The organism is Aeromonas sp. s6 (genome assembly GCF_040907815.1).
Lineage (GTDB): Bacteria > Pseudomonadota > Gammaproteobacteria > Enterobacterales > Aeromonadaceae > Aeromonas > Aeromonas caviae.
Map to the genome: position 1 here is coordinate 15,492 of NZ_JBFOCN010000078.1, position 17,389 is coordinate 32,880.

The 17,389-nt window shown below is 64.7% G+C and carries 15 protein-coding genes; 6 read left to right on the forward strand and 9 right to left on the reverse strand.

Annotation, left to right across the window (positions count from 1 at the left end; translation table 11 throughout):
- Positions 1-43: 43 nt before the first annotated feature.
- A complete protein-coding gene (locus AB5Y50_RS12185; protein WP_049635925.1) occupies positions 44-1,834 on the forward strand; it encodes a long-chain fatty acid--CoA ligase in 1,791 nt (596 codons plus the stop codon).
- A 60-nt stretch (positions 1,835-1,894) separates the two neighbouring features.
- On the opposite strand, the gene AB5Y50_RS12190 is transcribed toward AB5Y50_RS12185, so the two are convergent.
- The 4 genes from AB5Y50_RS12190 to AB5Y50_RS12205 all read right to left on the reverse strand — a co-directional run bounded on the left by AB5Y50_RS12190 (position 1,895) and on the right by AB5Y50_RS12205 (position 5,454).
- Positions 1,895-3,109, reverse strand: coding sequence for an aldose 1-epimerase family protein (locus tag AB5Y50_RS12190; protein ID WP_049635926.1), 1,215 nt, complete (start codon positions 3,107-3,109; stop codon positions 1,895-1,897).
- A gap of 227 nt (positions 3,110-3,336) precedes the next feature.
- The gene (locus AB5Y50_RS12195; RefSeq protein ID WP_043155387.1) at positions 3,337-4,029 is read right to left on the reverse strand and encodes an aspartate/glutamate racemase family protein; all 693 of its coding nucleotides are present in this window, start codon (positions 4,027-4,029) and stop codon (positions 3,337-3,339) included.
- A 135-nt stretch (positions 4,030-4,164) separates the two neighbouring features.
- Complete coding sequence (locus tag AB5Y50_RS12200; RefSeq protein ID WP_010672906.1) at positions 4,165-4,755, reverse strand: LysE family translocator; 591 nt, start codon at positions 4,753-4,755, stop codon at positions 4,165-4,167.
- Between the two features lie 102 nt (positions 4,756-4,857).
- On the reverse strand, positions 4,858-5,454 hold the full coding sequence (locus tag AB5Y50_RS12205; RefSeq protein WP_039039402.1) for a LysE family translocator: 597 nt from the start codon (positions 5,452-5,454) through the stop codon (positions 4,858-4,860).
- A gap of 116 nt (positions 5,455-5,570) precedes the next feature.
- Here AB5Y50_RS12205 and AB5Y50_RS12210 point away from each other — a divergent pair, with 116 nt between their 5' ends.
- The 3 genes from AB5Y50_RS12210 (at position 5,571) to AB5Y50_RS12220 (ending at position 9,218) form a co-directional block, all read left to right on the forward strand.
- Positions 5,571-6,944, forward strand: a complete 1,374-nt coding sequence (locus tag AB5Y50_RS12210; RefSeq protein WP_049635927.1) for a PLP-dependent aminotransferase family protein — start codon at positions 5,571-5,573, stop codon at positions 6,942-6,944.
- Positions 6,945-6,973: 29 nt separating this feature from the next.
- Positions 6,974-7,438: a hypothetical protein gene (locus AB5Y50_RS12215; protein WP_049635928.1), complete on the forward strand. Its 465-nt coding sequence runs from the start codon at positions 6,974-6,976 to the stop codon at positions 7,436-7,438.
- 142 nt (positions 7,439-7,580) lie between these two features.
- Positions 7,581-9,218 (forward strand): hypothetical protein, encoded by a 1,638-nt coding sequence (locus AB5Y50_RS12220; RefSeq protein ID WP_049635929.1) that lies wholly within the window; start codon positions 7,581-7,583, stop codon positions 9,216-9,218.
- Positions 9,219-9,292: 74 nt separating this feature from the next.
- Here the strand turns inward: AB5Y50_RS12220 and AB5Y50_RS12225 are convergent, their stop codons facing one another.
- From AB5Y50_RS12225 to AB5Y50_RS12235, 3 genes are all read right to left on the reverse strand, one after another.
- Positions 9,293-10,606 (reverse strand): sodium-dependent transporter, encoded by a 1,314-nt coding sequence (locus AB5Y50_RS12225; protein WP_041211033.1) that lies wholly within the window; start codon positions 10,604-10,606, stop codon positions 9,293-9,295.
- A 412-nt stretch (positions 10,607-11,018) separates the two neighbouring features.
- Positions 11,019-12,332, reverse strand: coding sequence for a sodium-dependent transporter (locus tag AB5Y50_RS12230; RefSeq protein ID WP_049635930.1), 1,314 nt, complete (start codon positions 12,330-12,332; stop codon positions 11,019-11,021).
- Between the two features lie 209 nt (positions 12,333-12,541).
- Positions 12,542-13,381: an isopenicillin N synthase family oxygenase gene (locus AB5Y50_RS12235; protein ID WP_010672899.1), complete on the reverse strand. Its 840-nt coding sequence runs from the start codon at positions 13,379-13,381 to the stop codon at positions 12,542-12,544.
- Between the two features lie 200 nt (positions 13,382-13,581).
- Here AB5Y50_RS12235 and AB5Y50_RS12240 point away from each other — a divergent pair, with 200 nt between their 5' ends.
- A complete protein-coding gene (locus AB5Y50_RS12240; RefSeq protein ID WP_010672898.1) occupies positions 13,582-14,145 on the forward strand; it encodes a DUF2799 domain-containing protein in 564 nt (187 codons plus the stop codon).
- Positions 14,146-14,199: 54 nt separating this feature from the next.
- Here AB5Y50_RS12240 and AB5Y50_RS12245 read toward each other — a convergent pair whose 3' ends face one another.
- Positions 14,200-15,021, reverse strand: coding sequence for a Cof-type HAD-IIB family hydrolase (locus AB5Y50_RS12245; RefSeq protein WP_049635931.1), 822 nt, complete (start codon positions 15,019-15,021; stop codon positions 14,200-14,202).
- Positions 15,022-15,255: 234 nt separating this feature from the next.
- A complete protein-coding gene (locus AB5Y50_RS12250; RefSeq protein WP_049635932.1) occupies positions 15,256-16,494 on the reverse strand; it encodes an MFS transporter in 1,239 nt (412 codons plus the stop codon).
- 148 nt (positions 16,495-16,642) lie between these two features.
- Here AB5Y50_RS12250 and AB5Y50_RS12255 point away from each other — a divergent pair, with 148 nt between their 5' ends.
- On the forward strand, positions 16,643-17,266 hold the full coding sequence (locus tag AB5Y50_RS12255) for a metalloregulator ArsR/SmtB family transcription factor (RefSeq protein WP_041214535.1): 624 nt from the start codon (positions 16,643-16,645) through the stop codon (positions 17,264-17,266).
- Positions 17,267-17,389: the final 123 nt, after the last annotated feature.

A 17,389-nucleotide genomic window follows, 5' to 3' on the forward strand; every position in this document is an offset into this window, starting at 1 on the left:
GGTGCCCCTGCGGGCGCACAACTGTTACTTGAGGATGCGTGAGATGTCGCAGTTTCATCTGGTTAGAGTGATGCGTGAGCGTATTGCCCGCCTTGGCAACAAGGCCGCCCTGCGCGTCCAGCAGGATGGCCAGTGGCGCGCCATCGGCTGGCGAACCCTGGGTCAGGCCATGGATTATTGCGCCCAGGGCCTGATCCGGGCGGGCCACCAGTCCGGCGAGATGGTCGGCATCTATGCCCGCAACATGCCCGAGTGGACCCAGGCCGACCTCGGCATCCTGGCCGCCCGCGGCGTCAGCGTGCCCATCTACCCCACCAGCACCCTCGATCAGCTGCGCTACATCGTCAAGGATGCCGGCATCAGGATGCTGTTCGTGGGGGAGCAGCCCCAGTTCGATCAGGCGCTGCACCTCATCGACAGCGGCGAGATAAGCCACATCGTCGCCCTGGACGGCACCGTCGATCTGCGCGGCTGCGCCTCGGCCAGCCACTTCCAGACCTTCCTCGTCTCCGGCAACCACCAACCCAGCGAGCTGGTGCTGCGCGAGCGCGAGCGCCACTACCGCATGGACGACCTGCTGACCCTCATCTACACCTCGGGCACCACGGGCGAACCCAAGGGGGTCATGCTCGATTTCGCCAACATGGCCGCCTGCTTCGAGATGCATGACGCTCGCCTCGACCTCAGCGAGCAGGATGTCTCCCTCTGCATGCTGCCGCTGAGCCATGTGTTCGAGCGAGCCTGGAGCTACTACGTGCTCTATTGCGGCGCCGAGAACGTCTACATTCGCGACCCGCAGAAGGTGATGGATGTCATCGGCGAGGTGAAGCCCACCGTGATGTGCGCCGTGCCCCGCCTCTACGAGAAGGCCTACGCCATGATCCAGGCCAAGGTCGCCCAGGCGCCGCGCCTGCGCCGCGCCCTGTTCGGCTGGGCCACCCGGGTGGGCAAACAGATGGTCGCCACCCGTCAGGCGGGCAAGTCCGCCTCTCCCCTGCTCTATGGCCAGCTCTGGCTTGCCGAGCGCCTGGTGTTTCGCAATCTGCGCGCCCGTTTCGGCGGTCGCACCCGCTTCCTGCCGGTGGCGGGCGCCCGTCTCGCGGACGAGGTGAATCTCTTCTTCCAGGCCATGGGGCTCAACCTCAAGTACGGCTACGGCATGACCGAGACCACCGCCACCGTCTGCTGCTATGAAGACACCCAGTTCAGGCTGGGCTCCATTGGCACGGCGCTAAACGGCATCGAGGTGAGACTCGGCGAGAACAACGAACTGCTGGTGCGCGCCCCCACCGTGATGCGTGGCTACTACAACAAGCCGGAGGCCACCGCCGAGGTGATGACCGAGGATGGCTTCCTGCGCACCGGCGATGCAGGCGAGCTGGATGACGAGGGCAACATCTACTTCACCGAGCGCTTGAAGGAGCTGATGAAGACCTCCAACGGCAAGTACGTGGCGCCGCAACTGGTCGAAGGGACCCTCGGCAAGGATCGCTTCATCGAGCAGATTGCCATCGTCGCCGATGCCCGCCACTTCGTGTCGGCGCTCATCGTGCCCTGCTTCGAGTCCCTGGAGGAGTACGCCCGCTCCATCAACCTGCAGTACCAGTGCAAGACCGAGCTGCTGCGCCACTCCCGAGTGATGGAGTTCTTCGAGGCTCGCATTCAGGATCTGCAAAAGGAGCTGGCCAAGTTCGAGCAGGTGAAGAAGTTCACCCTGCTGCCGAGCGCCTTCTCCATGGAGCTCGGGGAGATCACCCCCACCATGAAGCTGCGCCGCAAGATCATCGAGGCCAAGTACCAGCGCGAGATAGAAGCCATGTACAGCCACGTCTGATCGACGGGCCTGATATGAAAAAGCCGCTCATGGAGCGGCTTTTTGCTGGGCGTCTCTCCCTTATGGCAGCTTGACCAGGGGTTGCGCGCGCAGCTCGGTGGCCCGACCGCCCTGGATCTTCTCCACCTGGGCCAGGGCCTGCTTCACCTCGTCGGCATTTTGCAGCAGGCGATAGGTCAGATCGAAGGTCTTGGTCTCCCCCGGCTGGATCTTGGGGACCAGCCCGAGCGGGCGCTGGTACTTGGTGCTGTAGGCATAGCTGGTACCGGGTTCGATGCCGGTCACATAGCCCTGGGCCCGGGTGTCGGTGTTCTTCCACAGGGTCAGCACCGGCAGCTGTCTGGTGTTGTAGCCCACCGCCACTCCGGCGTTGCCGGCCCGGTTGTTCAGCACTGCCAGGGTATTGCCGTCGGCGTCGCTGTAGGGCACCAGGTTGAACACCATCTCGTCGAAGCCCTTGGTGGGCCCCAGATAGGTTTGCCAGCCCTTGAGTCCGGCCTTGGCGTAGTCATTGAACGGGGAGATCTGCTTCACCGGCGTGCTCACCCTGGCTCCCTCCTCCAGAATGGGGGCCCCGAAGTTGCCGTGATAGATGATCTGGTACTCGTTCTCGTAGTCCGCGTGGTTGGTCAGCTTGTCCTGCAGGGCAAACTCCGCCTGACCGGGCACCACGCTCAGCTGGGTCCAGGTGACCAGTTCGCTCATCTTGAAGGTGCGCTCGTCCACCCGGCCCAGCACGTGGATGGCATAGGGCGGCTCTTCGTCCACGGTCACGCTGACCACGGAGGCGGGAATGTTCTGCACCCGGCCATGCAGGCTCTTGAGGCGGCCGTCGTCATCCACCCCGGGATGACCCGTCCACTCGTAGCCGCAGCGCACCAGCATCTCGTTGAAGCCGTCGAGCCAGCCGAGGCCGCCACGGCTCTCGAGATCGATGAAGGCGGGATTGACCACCTCCTTGACCGGTGAATCCCAGCCGAGGCGCAGATCCGCCGCCTTGACCTCCTTGATCCCCATGCCGCGGGTCGGCACCAGGGTGATCTTCATGACGCCGTTGTCGACGATGAGCAGATCCACCCCTTCCTGGCGGCCGCCGTGCAGGCGTTTCTTCTCGATGGTGAAGGGAACCGGGCTCTTGATACCGAGCTTCTCGCTGGTGATCTTCCAGTCACCCACATCCAGCCCTTGCTGGGAGTCGGTCAGCAGAAATTCGGCGGCGTGACCCGCGGTGGCGCCCAGGGCGAGCAGCACGGCAATGGAGAGTTTCTTCAACATGGATTTATCCTCGTGTCTCTTGTTTTTGTGAAAGCTGAATCGTTTCAGTGATCGAAAACTAGGCGTCTGATGCCCCGGACTCAAGAGACAAAAAGAGGAAATGTGAGCCGATTGACAATAAAAACGGCTTCAGCCCTGCTGAAATGAAGGCTGACTCACAGTTATGAAAGGAGGAAAAAACAGGCGGGGCGCCGAGAGGGGCGCCCCCTCACCCCGCCCGCACCACATCAGGCAAGGGCCAGCGTCACCGCGGCTTCGGCGTGGATGGCGGTGGTGTCATAGAGAGGCACGGCGGCCTGGCACGCCCCCACCAGCAGGGCGATCTCGGTGCAACCCAGGATCACCGCCTGGGCACCGGTCTGTGCCAGATCGGCGATGATGGCCAGATACTCGGCCTGAGACGACTCGCGAATATCGCCGAGGCAGAGCTCGTCATAGATGATGCGGTGCACCCGCTCCCGTGCAGCGTCATCAGGCACCAGCACCTCCAGCCCGAAGCGCTCCTGGAGCCGCCCCTTGTAGAAATCCTGCTCCATGGTGAAGCGGGTGCCGAGCAAGCCTACCCGGGTCACCCCGTCGGCCTGGAGGCGATGGGCCGTGGCATCGGCGATGTGGAGCAGGGGAATGTCGATGGCGGCCTCGATCTCCGGCGCCACCTTGTGCATGGTGTTGGTCCCGATCAGCAGAAAATCGGCGCCACCGGCCTGGATGGCCCTGGCCTCGGCCGCCAGCAGACGGGCGGTGGCGGGCCAGTCACCGGCGTGCTGCAACCGCTCTATCCCGGCAAAATCCACGCTGCTCAGCAGCACCCGCGCCGAGTGCAGACCGCCGAGCCGCTCGCGTACCCCCCGGTTGAGGGCCTGGTAATAGCTGACGGTGGACTCCCAGCTCATGCCACCCAGCAGACCGATACATTTCATGGGATCTCCTTATGTAACCCGATGGTGCAAACCAATGCTGCAATCCCTCAGGGGGCGCGTTTGATCGCACCGCCCCGGCAATAAAAAAGGCCCCGAAGGGCCAACAAGACAGCCGGTAAAGGCTCAGGCCGAGGCCTAAACCCAGATCATCAGCACGCAGGCCGCCGTGGCGAGCCCCATGCCCAGATTGAAACGACGCCAGCCGGTGGCGGTGCGGATGAGGCGGCGCACCTGGGCACCGAACAGCACCCAGAAGGCGCCGGTATAGAGGCCGGTCACGAAGAAAATGCCGAGCACCCAGCCTGCGGACGGCCAGTAAGCCTCCCCCGCCAGGGTGAAGCCGCTGATGGCGGAGAGCGCCATCATCCAGGCCTTGGGATTGAGCAGTTGCAGCATGGCCCCCTGATGGGCCGGGATGAGCGGCCGGTTCCCCTCCGCCGGGCCACTGGCGTTGGCCACCTTCCAGGCCAGCCAGAGCAGGTAGGCCGACCCCACCAGCTTGAGGCCGTCGTGCAGCAGGGGCAGACGCTCGAACACCACCCCAAGCCCCAGGGCCGTGGCCAGGATCATCAGGTTGATGCCCCCCACCACCCCCACCAGCAGAGGCACGGAGCGGCGAAACCCCTGGGCGGCCCCGGCACTGGTGAGCAGCATGTTGTTGGGGCCCGGCGTGCCACAGGTGATAAGGGCAAAGCCCGCCAGGGGGAGCAACCAGTTCAGATCCATCTCAACCTCGTTCAGATACGGCAAGCCTCCTAATATGCAGAGCCGACGCCCTGACGACAAGGTCAGCAATGCATTTTCTTTGCATGAATAATCAAGACGCTGTTAATACCAGAGCATCACCACGCACAGGGCGGTCAAGGCACCCAGGCTGCCGTTGAGACGACGCCACCCCTTGTCCGAGTTGATCCAGCGACTGAGCTGATGGCCAAACATCACCCAGGCGAAGCAGACCGGGAACCCCGCCATGGGGAAGACACTCATGATGCCCCACATGCTCGGCCAGTAGTCGCTCCCCGGCAGGCTGAACAGACTGATGGCCGAGATCCCCATCATCCACGCCTTGGGATTGAGGAACTGGAAGCCCAATCCTTCAAGCAGAGTCAAGGGGCGGGCACGGCTGGCGGGATCTCCGGGGGCGCCTGCCACCGCGATGCGCCACGCCAGCCAGAGCAGGTAGAGGCTGCCCAGCACCTGCAGGCTCAGCTTGAGCAGGGGCCAGCGCTCGAACAGCGGATAGAAGCCGAGCGCCAGCACCAGTTGCAACACAGGCTGGCCCACCGCCACCCCGATGAGATGGGGCAGGGTGCGCCGCACGCCGAAGTTGGCGCCGGACGCCGTCAACATCAGGTTGTTCGGCCCGGGCGTGCCGCAGGTGAGCAGGGCGAAGCCAAACAGGGTGGCATACCATTCGATGGTCATGGGGAGACTCCTTTCTCGCCACATTGTACCGATACAATGTGTGCTTGTTGGTTGTGTAAAGACTGATAATCACGCTATATTGCGGACAATCTTGGATCAATGGATTTATTGTCACCATGACAATCTGGACGCCCGACCTCACCCCTTTCGAGGGGCCCCTCTACCTCAAACTGGTCAAAGCCATCGAGCAGGCCATCGCCACCGGCACCCTCTCACCCGAGACCCGGCTGCCGACCCACAGGGCTCTGGCAGACAAGCTGGGGGTCACCGTGGGCACCGTCACCCGCGCCTACACCGAGGCGGAGCGACGGGGCCTGCTGGCGGCCCGGGTCGGGCACGGCACCTGGGTCAGGGGAGCGGCGGATCCCGCCAACGAATGGGTGATCCGCAATGAAGACAGCCAGCGCATCGAGTTGTGGCAGAACCTCCCGGTCCAGCTGGACAGGGGCGCCATCATCAGGCCCCTGCTCACCGATCTGGCGCAGGGGGATCTCAACGGCCTGCTCGGTTATGACAAGGAGGCCGGACGCCCCGCACAGCGCCAGCTGTTCGTCGACTGGCTCGCCGAGCAGGGCATCACGGCGAGCGAAGATCGCCTGCTGTTCAGCCATGGTGCCCAGCACGGCATCATGCTGGCCCTGCTGGCCACCGGCTGCGTGGGAGAGACCCTGTTTTGCGAGGGACTGAGCTACCCCGGCATGCTGGGTAATGCACGCCAGCTCAAGAATCAGGTGGTGGGGCTGGCGATGGATGAGGAGGGACTGCTGCCAGAGGCGCTGGATGCCGCGTGCCGTACCCGCCGGGCCAAGCTGCTCTACCTCACCCCCACCCTGCAAAACCCCACCACGGCCACCATGAGCCTGGCGCGGCGCGACGCCATCGTCGCCATCGCCCGTCGCCACGATCTGCTGATCGTCGAGGATGACGTCAACGGCCTGCTGCCCGAAAGTGCGATCCCTCCCCTGGTCAACCTGGCACCGGAGCGGGTCATCTACCTTGGCAGTCTCGCCAAGATCGCCTGCGGCGGCCTGCGGGTCGGCTTCGTGTTGTCCCCTCCCGCCCTTCGCAACGGCTTCGCCCAGGCGATGCGGCTGTCGAGCTGGATGGTGAGTCCGCTGCTCATCGAACTGGCCTGCAAGCTGGTGAGCCAGCGCCAGATCATGCCGCTCATCGAACACCAGCGAAAAATCCTGGCGCGCCGGGGTGAGCTACTGCGCCACCTGCTGCCGGGAGCGCGCTGGCAGGCGGGGTCCATGCACGCCTGGCTGCCGCTGCCCGAGCCCTGGCGCAGCCAGGAGTTTGCGGAGGCCGCCAACGCCCTTGACGTGGGGGTCGCCAGCGGAGAACACTTCGCCGCCGGCCAGTTTGCCGCCCCGCAGGGAGTACGCCTCAGCCTGAGCCAGCCCGCCACCGACGCCCGCGTCGCCGAAGGGCTGGAGCGCCTCGCCGGGCTGCTGAGGGGCACGCCGCCCACCAATCCCCTGCTATAGTCATTGACCCTGGCACCCGAGGAGCCTTCATGTCTGCCGCCCGTCCCGCCCTGCTGATCACAACCCTGCTGCTGGGAGGCTGCGCCTCCCCGGCCCATCAACAGCTTGGCGCCGCCCTGAGCGGACTGGAGGGGGAGCTGACGCGGCTGGAGGAGGAGTTGGCAGCCATGAACGGCCTTCACTATCAAAAAGCCATCGACGCCCCGGTGGCGCTGCGCCGCTATCTCAAGGCCCCCGCACCGACGGCGGAGGGGCTGGTGCCCGTGCAGAGCCGACTGCAAGATGGCCCCCAGCTGCGCTACGACTACCGGCTGCCCGCCGGGATGACACGGCTGCCCACCGACAACCCCTGCCTGCGCTACGAGTTCGAGCTGCGCCGCCTCGGGCGCCTGGGCCAGCTCGAGCTCACCTGGCAGGGAAAGGCGGGAGCCGGGGAGCTGCGTGTCCCCCAGCGGGACTGCCCCTTCTCGGCCAGGGGGCCCGGCCTTCAGTGATGCTATCTTTGCCCCGCCCAAGGCCGGCACTGAGCCATCCCTGACCCAGGTGGGGTATTGACCCCCTCTGGCTCTCGCGGGAGAGTGGAGGCTAACTTTGAATCCAACCTCGCCACCCCCGACCGGCGAAGGAGCGTCAAAGATGCAGATCCTCCTCATCGAAGACGATGCCATGATGGGCTCGACCCTCACCCAGGGACTGAGTGATCTGGGGCTGCCCCCCACCGAGCTGTTCCACTGCAAAGAGATTGCAAGCCTGCCCGCCCTGCTGCGCCAGCACGCCTTCGATGCCATTCTTTGCCGCCAGTATCACCACCAGGCCCACGAGGGAGTCAGGCTGCTGCATGAAGCACACCACCTGGGCCTGCTCGCGCCCGGCTGCGTGCTCCTGCTGCTGGAGCAGGACGAGGACACCGGCCAGTTCCCCCCCTCCGACCTCTATTTCGCCCTGCGTCTGGCCGTGCCCTTCACCACGGAGCAGCTGGCGCACAGCCTGCAAGCGCTGCTGGCACTGACCACGGTGACCCGCCCCCTGGCCACCCCCATGGCGCTCAGGGAGTGGCGCAGCGCCTGCGCCCAGTGCGAGGATCTGCTTTACCGGCACGCCAGCCACAAGGGGCTGGAAGCACAGATGGACAGGGTAAAGGGCTACATGCTGCTGCAAGCCGGGGAACGGGTGCAGGCCGCCCAGCACTACGCCATCTGCACCACGGAGCACGATGCCTGGTGGCCACGCCAGGGACTGAACCAGGCTCTGCTCGGGCTGAACCGGGTGGAGAGCGCCCACAAGGATCTGGCCCGCAACCGGGAGCGACTGCCCCCCGTCATCCATCAGGCGCTGGTTCTCGCCTGCCAACTGCACGAGGCGCAGTGGGATCCGGCCTGGGAAACCTTGTCAGGCTTGCTGCACCGCTGCCCCTGGCAGCCGCAGTGGCGCCAGGTGGCCATTTTGCTGGCCTTGCTGCGAAGGGATGAAGGTCAGGTGCTGGCGCAGGCCAGCGATTTCATCCTGCGCTACTTCCCCAAACAGACGTTTCGCCACTCCGTTGAACGCTGCCTGCTGGATGCGACCCTGGCGGTGCTCTGGCATCCACCGGGAGAGGCCAGAGTTCATGGGCTGCAGCAGGCTCTGGAGGAGCTCGGTCAGCAGGCCGTGACCCTGCGTGCCCACGAGGAGGGGCTGCTGCGCGCCCTGATGCTGGGTCTGGATTATCGATTCGATGGCGCCTTGATGCTGCTGGCCAAGCACCCGCCGGAGGCGGCGCGGGACAATCACCTCAACCAGCTGCTCGGGGTGGCCGTCAGCCAGTTCTGCGGGCTTCCCCACCATGCCCAGCGTTATCTGGCCCAGCTCGGCCAGTATCAGGGGCCGGTGGCACAGACCCCGCTGTTGCAGGGGCTCATTTTGCAGGTGGTCGACGATCTGGCGCGGCAACTGGCGCAGCGGGAGCAGCAGCTGACCCAGCTGCGCGAGGAGCGGCAACGGGCCATGACCACGGGTCAGCTCCAGCTCGCCGTGCAGAGCGCTCTGACCCTGCAGGAGCGATTCCCGGCCCAGGCGGGGGATGCCTGGCAACTGCTGGTATTGCTGACCCAGTGCTGGCCCGCTGGCATGGCGGCCCCGGCGGTGGCCCGCCTGGTGGACAGGCTGGAGCAGCGTCTCAACCACAGTGCCGCCTTCCTGGAACACCATGGGAACGCCTATCGGGAAACCCTGCAACAGGTGAGATCTCACCTGGCCCCCAAACTGCCGCCCCTCGGTCCCCATCAGGGCCTATAGCCATCCAGGGCGGTGCATGCCGCCCTGGCAGGTGCATGCCGCCCTGGCAGGTGCATGCCGCCCTGGCAGGTGTGTTACAACAAGCCCCGCACCAGGATCCCCGCGATCAGCAGGGGGGCGACCAGCCGCCAGCACCAGAGCAGCGCACCACGCATCAGCGGCGAGAGATCCGCAGGCACAATACTGTCCCCCAGCTTCCAGCCAAGCAGCAGGGTCAGCACCAGACCGAACAGGGGCATCATCAGGTTGGAGGTGAGGTAATCCAGCAGATCGAACAGGGTTTTGCCAAACAGGGTGTAGTCCGCCCAGGGCCCGAATGACAGACTGACCGGAATGCCGCAGGCCATGATGAGCAGGGTCAGCACCCGGCAGGCATTGCGGCGCGACCAGCCCCACTCCTCGGTGGTGAAGCGCACCAGGTGCTCCAGCATGGAGATGGAGGAGGAGAGCGCCGCCACCAGCAGCAGCAGGAAGAAGATCACCGCCAGCCCCTGACCGAACGGCAGGTGGTTGAACACCGCCGGCATGGTCATGAAGGTGAGGCCGGGGCCGGCGGCAGGATCGATGCCGGTGGAGGCCAGCACCGGGAAGATCATCAGCCCCGCCAGCACCGAGATGCAGCTCGCCAGGGTGACCACCCAGACCCCGGAGCGCAGCGCCCCGTCACTGCTCGGCAGGTAGGCGCCATAGGTGGTGTGTACCCCGAGGCCAATGGAGAGGGAGAAGAACGCCAGCCCCAGGGCGTCGAGCACCCCCTGCCCCGTCAGGTGGGAAAAGTCGGGCATCAGGAACTGGCGTACCCCGGCCATGGCCCCCGGCATGGAGAGCCCGGTCACCACCAGGAGCAGCATCATCACGAACAGGGCCGGCATCATCCAGCGCAGCGCCCGCTCCACCCCTTGTTGCAGCCCTCCCTGCACGAACCACCAGGTGAGCCCGGCGAAGACGAGATGGGTGAGGGCCGGCCAGAGGGGATCGCTCACATAACCGGTAAAGAGTGCGGTGAGGGTGCTCGCCTCACTCAGGTTGAGCTCACCGCCCACGGCCAGGGCCGCATAGCCCACGGTCCAGCCCCCCACCACGCTGTAGAAGCTGTAGATGAAGAAGCCACACAGGATCCCCATGTAACCCATCCAGCGCCAGTTCGGCCCCACCAACTTGTGGAAGGCGCCGAGCACGCCGCGCTGGCTGCGGCTGCCGAGCAGGGTCTCCCCCACCAGCACCGCGACCCCCAGGGTGAAGCTGAAGAGCAGGAACACCAGCAGGAAGGCACCGCCCCCGTTGGTGGCTGTCACATAGGGAAACTTCCAGATGGCGCCAAGGCCGATCGCCGAGCCGGCGGCCGCCAGCACATGACCAATACGGGAAGACCACTGAACCTGGCTCATACAACCTCCGGGCAAGACAACATCAGTTCGATACTCCATGGCTAGACGCGGTGTGCGCCGCAACAAAAAAGGCCGCCTGAGGGCGACCTTTGCAATGAACAGTCAGACAAACGACACCTGCAAGGTCACCTCTCCAGGAAGGGGCTAAATCGGCCACAGAGAGCGATAAGGGGTGACATGGGAGGGCGACGCCTGCACGGTAAAAAGGAGCCACAGCCTAAACCATGGCAAGAGAAGTTGACAGGAAATAGTCTAAAACAGAACCAAAAACAGATTTAACCAAAACAAAATATCGAAATTACAGACCGTTACTCTATTTATTTTTAATTAACAGATTTTTATAAAGAGTCAATCCTGCCACCCCACTCCCCTGCCAGCCCGGCCGGGGAGTGGCACAGATGACCAACCCTCCCTACACCAGGCCGCGCACCAGAATGCCACCAATGAGCAGGGGAGCCAGCCAGCGCCAGCAGCCCATCAGCAGTGCCCGCCAGTGGGGAGCCAGCCCTTCGGGCAGCGCCTGGCGACCGAGCCGCCAGCCCAGCAGCAGCGTCAGGGCCAGCCCGAACAGGGGCATCATCAGGTTGGAGGTGATGAAGTCCAGCAACTCGAAGATGTTCTTGCCAAACAGGGTCAGGGTGGCCCAGGGACCGAACGACAGGCTCACCGGGATGCCACCCGCCATCACCAGGGCAATGACCAGGTTGCACGCCGTGCGGCGGGACCAGCCCAGGCTCTCGCACAGGAAGCACTGCAAGTGCTCCAGCAGGGAGATGGAGGAGGAGAGCGCCGCCACCACCAGCAGGGAGAAGAACACCACCGCCAGCCCCTGGCCGAAGGGCAGTTGCTGGAACACCGCCGGCATGGTCATGAAGGTGAGGCCCGGGCCCGAGGCCGGGTCAATACCGGTCGCCGCCAGTACCGGGAAGATCATCAGGCCCGCCAGCACGGCGATGACGCTCGCCAACAGCACTACCCAGAGGCTGGAGCGACCGACCCCTTCGCTGGAAGGCAGGTAGGCGCCATAGGTGGTGTGGATGCCAAGGCCGATGGAGAGGGAGAAAAAGGCCAGCCCCATGGCGTCCAGCACACCCGACATGCCGAGCTTGCTGAAATCGGGCATCAGGAAGTGGCGCACCCCGGCCATGGCGCCCGGCAGGGTGAGGCCGAAGGCCACCAGCAGCAGGATCATGATGAAGAGGGCCGGCATCATCCAGCGCAGGGTGCGCTCCACCCCTTGTTGCACGCCGCCCCGCACGAACCACCAGGTCAAGCCGGCAAACAGCAGGTGGGTCAGCACCGGCCAGAACGGATCACCGACGTAGTCGTTGAAACGGGCGGTCAGTGCCGCGCCGTCCCCCTGTTGCAGCTCCCCCGCCAGGGCCATGCCCGTGTACCCCAGGGTCCAGCCGCCCACCACGCTGTAGAAACAGAAGATGAGCAGGCTGCACAGCAAACCCATGGCACCGACCCAGCGCCAGCGCCTGCCCATCAGTTCACCAAAGGCTCCCACCACCCCGCGCCGGGTCAGGCTGCCGATCAGGGTCTCCCCCATCAGCACCGCCACCCCCAGGGTGAAGCTGAACAGCAGAAAGACCAGCAGGAAGGCGCCGCCACCGTTGGCGGCGGTGACATAGGGGAACTTCCAGATGGCGCCGAGACCGACCGCGGAACCTGCGGCGGCCAGGATGTAACCGAGCCGGGATGACCATTGGGACTGCTTCATAAGAACTCCACGGGAAGGGCCTGCCAGCGAGGCCCGAAATGGCGCTCAGAGTACGCCCGCGGGCGCGCAATCACTCGGCGTATATCCGATATAAAACTTAGTTTTTAGCATCATTAACCAATAAAATTCGGATAACCAACCAATCGTGCCACAAAATAAAAACCGGAGCGGGGATGCTCCGGTTTGTTGTCTGCCCGGGTCTGGCGGGATTAGATCACCCCCAGCTCCCGCAGCCGCTCCATCAGATAGCTGTGGGCGGTGTGACGCTCCGAGAGCACCACATCCGGACGGGGGTGCAGGAAGAGCGGCAAGGAGATGCGGGACTTGGCGGCACTGCCCCCGGTCGGGTTGATGACCCTGTGGGTGGTGGAGGGGTAATAGCCGCGGGAGGCCTCCTGCAGCATGTCACCGATGTTGATGATGAGGGTGCCGAAATCGCAGGGCACATCCATCCACTCCCCGTCTGAACCTTTCACCTGCAGGCCCGGCTCGTTGGAGGCGGGCAGAATGGTCAGCAGGTTGATGTCTTCATGGGCGGCGGCGCGGATGGCACCCGGCTCCTCGGTGCCGTCGAAGGGCGGGTAGTGCAGCACCCGCAGCAAGGTCTTGTGGCTCTCTTCGATCATGGAGGAGAGCGGGCAGCTGTAATGGGCGGCGATGTCGCCCGGGGTGTGTTGCTCCACCCAGCCCAGCAGCTCGGCGGCCAGATCGTTGGCCAGGCGGTAGTACTCCATCGCCTGCTCTTTTAGCTCTGCCGGCATCTGGCCCCAGGGATAGATGTGGAAGTACTCCTTGATGTCCTTCTGGCTGTGGCCCTTGGCCACCTCGGACACCGAGGGCGGGAAGTAGCCGTCCTGGGTCTCGCGATTGAACAGGAAATCCTGCTTCTGTTCGCTCATGAAGAAGCGATACCAGTTGTCATAGATGGACTGCACCAGCTCCTTCGGGATGGGGTGGTGAGTCAGCACCCCGAAGCCGGTGGTGCGCAGGGATTCGGTGAAGCGCTCGGCCGCATCGGGGGAGCGATAATCGACGGTCAGGACTTTCATTGTTTTTATGTTACATGCCAGTTAAAAGTAGGCGCAGTTTACCCTGCCTCCCCGGGCAAGAAAAGGCTGCCGGAAGCCCGTCTACAACGGCTTGAAAATACTGATAAAAACATCATGATACGGCCCCCTCGCCCGGTGCTTGTCCCGGACGGGCCTCCTCTTCTAGAATGCCCCACCCCCTTTGCTGTCGGAGCCCCCTCATGTCCCCCAAGATCCTGTTGTTGACCCTTCCCTTCCTGCTCGCCGGGTGCAGTTCCCTCTCGGAGGAGGAGTGCCGTGCCATGAGCTGGTACAACCAAGGCTATCAGGACGGGGAGCAGGGCAAGACCCGGAGCGCCACCCGCGACTATCAGAAGACCTGCGGGGAGTACGGCCTCAAGGTGGATGAGGCGGAGTGGCAGCGCGGCTACGCCAAGGGGCTGGAGCTCTATTGCATCCCCGAGCTTGCCTACAGCAAGGGACGGGAGGGGAGCGAATACCTGGGGGTCTGCCCCAACGACACCAGCTTCCTCACCCAGTTCGAGCGCGGCCGCAAGGAGTACCTGCTGGAGCAGCGCCTCGGCGAATTGCAGCAGGAGCTGGAGCGCACCGAGCGGAGCATCCACCAGCTGGATCAGCAGATCCGGGGCGAGAGCGACAGCCGCCAGCGCGACTACTACCGTGCCCAGCGCGAGCGCGCCATCCGTCACTACGAAGGAGTATACCGGGACTACAACCGGCTGCGCTTCCCGGATCGGGTGATCCAGTTCTCCTTCGGGAGCTGACAAAAAGGGGCCGACATGGCCCCTTTCTGTTTATGCCGCAGACTGTTTTTCCCCTCAGGCCGGCAGGACCCAGCGCTGCAACGCCAGGGCGATGCCATCCTCGTTGTGATCCGCGGTGACCCGGTCTGCATGGGCCTGGATCTGGGGCGCCGCATTGCCCATGGCCACCGCCAGCCCCACCTGCTCGAACATGCTGATGTCGTTGTTGTTGTCGCCAAAGGCCACCAGGTTCTCCATGGCGATCCCCTCCCTCGCGGCCCACTGGGCCAGCCGGTTGCCCTTGCTGCAACCTGGCTGCACCAGCTCCACCGCATAGGGGGCCGCCCAGTCACGGGTGAAGGGCAATCTCTCCACCACCTCCCCGACGAAACGGTGCAACCGGCCGGGATCCTGGTTGAACAACTCCAGCTTCCAGATGGGGGACTGCAACCAGGACTCGATATCCTCGGCGGGCAGCAGGGAGACCTTGAGGTGATCCGGCTGGGTTGCCGACCAGCGCCGCATCCGGCCCACGTGCTCCTCGCAGCCCAGGTAGCCGATGCCGTCCCCCAGGTGGAACAGCGCCCCCATCTGCTGGGCTTGCACCTCCTCCAGCAGGGTGGTGAGAGGCGCCACGGCCAGGGGATCCCCGGCGAGGATCCTCTCCTGCACCGGATCATAGAGGTAGGCACCGTTGCTGCAGATGATGGGGGTGTCGAGGGCCAGCTCGTGGTGGAAGGGACGGGCCGTCATGAAGTGGCGACCCGTCACCAGCAGCACCTTGATGTCGTGGGCCCGGGCCTGGGCCAGGGCCGCCCGGGTAGCGGACGAGATCTTGTGATCCCGGTTCAGCAGGGTACCGTCCATGTCCAATGCAATGGCCTGATAACGACTCATATCACCTCCAAGAATGTCGAGACGGGTGCGGCGCCATCCCTCCCGTTTCCAGTGCCATGACGACACATCTCACCGCCGGGAATGCGGACTGGGCATCGCAAGGCCCATGATGGGAGACGCGCTCGCCGGGGGGCGGGAACAGCGGAGCAAAGAGCCATACCGTCCCAGACTCGGCGCCGCGATGCAAGTCCGGCCCGCCATCCCGTCGCCGAACTGTGATCCCCGCGCCCTTCGTCAGCCCGCCTCGGCGCACCCGGCCACGGCGTTTCGCCTGTCCGCCCGTCTGCGCAATCCGTAGAAACCGAGGGCACAGATCACGCCGCAGAGGCCGGCCAGGTAGAAGGGCCACTCGGTCCCCGCCAGCAGCACCAGGCTGCCCAGCACCACCGCCAGGATCTCGCTGCCCACCGCCAGACCGCGGTAGAGCCCCATCGCCTGCCCCTGCTGGCTGGCATGGCTGCGGTTGGAGACCGCCACCGAGGTGGCCAGCTCCCCCAGACTCATGCCGATGCCGGCCGGGATGAAGGTGAGCGCGAGCCCCCACCACTGGGTCGGCAGGATGAACATCAGCATGCCCGCCGCCATCACCAGGTGGCCGACGATGCCAAGGGAGCTGCCGCGCCAGTGCCGTGCCAACTGCTCACCGATCCAGGAGCCCAGCATCATGGGCACGCTCACCAGCACGGCGGCCTGGGCCAGTTGCACCGGATCCCATGCCAGCCGCTCCACCAGCCAGACATTGAAGTAGGTGAAGTAGAGCTGTACCGCCCCATAGCTTGCCAGGGTCAGGGCAAAGTAGGGCAGGAGACGAGGTTGCAGCAGCAGTTGGCGGGTCGAGAGAGGAACCTCATCCCGGGTCGCCGGCACCGGGGGACGATTGGGCAGCAGCCAGAGCACCAGCAGCAGGTTGATCACCGTCATCCCCACCGCCAGCCAGGCCGCCAGGCTGTAATCTCCCGAGACCACGGCCGCATAGCCTCCGATCATGGGACCCACCACCCAGCCCAGGTTCATGCCGATGTTGATGCGGGCGAAGTTGCGGGCCTTGGTCCTGGCCGTGCTCATGTCCGCCGCCATCGCCTGCACGATGGCGATGTCGCCGTTGAAGAAGCCCTCCACCACCCGGCTCAGCAGCAAGAGCGGCAGGGAACGCCAGGCGATGCCGAGAGCCATCAGCACATACCCCGCCAGCACCCCCACCAGACAGAGGGTCAGCACCGGCTTGCGCCCATGGCGATCGGAGAGGCGGCCAAGCAAGGGGGCCCCCAGCAGTTGAAACAGTGGATAGAGCCCCATGATGACGCCAAGCCACACCTTGCGGCTCCAGTCCGACGCCTGTGGCGTCAACATGCCCTGGGCCGGATCCAGCAGCAGCGGCGCCAGGACGGGGGAAGGCAGGCTGAACCCCGCCACCGCCAGCGTCACCGTCATCACCAATACCCAGAGGGTCCCCTGTCCCTTGATCCCTTCCATCTTCGCCTCATTAAATAAAGTCATCGGTTTATTTATATTGTGAGGGGTCGTCCATTAAGTAAAGCAGATTGTTGATTTAAATCGCCCTGCTACCCATAATGACCTCATCCAGGCGGTCACCGCACCGATACCCACCACCGGAGCCCCCATGAACGCCAGTACCGACAAGATCCTCTATCTGCTGAAAACCCGCGGCCCCCAGAGCGCCGCCGAACTCGGCGACCAGTTGCAGATGACGTCCATGGGGGCGCGCCAGCACCTGATGGCCCTGGAGTCCGAGGGCTGGGTGGGGTTTAGCGACGAGGCCCGCGGCCGCGGTCGCCCGGTGCGCCTGTGGCACCTCACCGACCAGGCCTGGCAACGCTTCCCCGACACCCATGGCGATCTGACCCTGCAGCTGATCGACGACATCCGGCAGGTGTTTGGCGACGCGGGCATGGAGCAGCTCATCACGCGGCGGGAGCAGCAGATGCAGGCACGCTATGAATCCAGGCTGACCCAGCCGGCGCTGGCAGACAGGCTGATGACGCTCAAGGCACTGCGCACCCAGGAGGGGTATATGGCGGACATGTCGCAGGAGGAGGACGGCAGCTGGCTGTGGTGGGAGAGTCACTGCCCCATCTGCAGTGCGGCCAGAGCCTGTCGGGGCTTTTGCCGCAGCGAGCTGGCGCTGTTTCGCCGGTTGCTGGCGCCGGCCGAGGTGGAGCGGGAGCAGTATCTGCTGGAGGGGGACAGCCGCTGCCTCTATCGCATCCGGCCGCCCCGCCCCTGAGCGGGCGGAACGCAAAAACAACAAAGCAGGCGCCGGGATGCCTGCTTTGTTGCCTTCGGGGAGGGGGTGCTCTCGTTCCAGCCCGTTGTTTCCCGATAAGGTCGAACGGCTGATGGGGCTCTT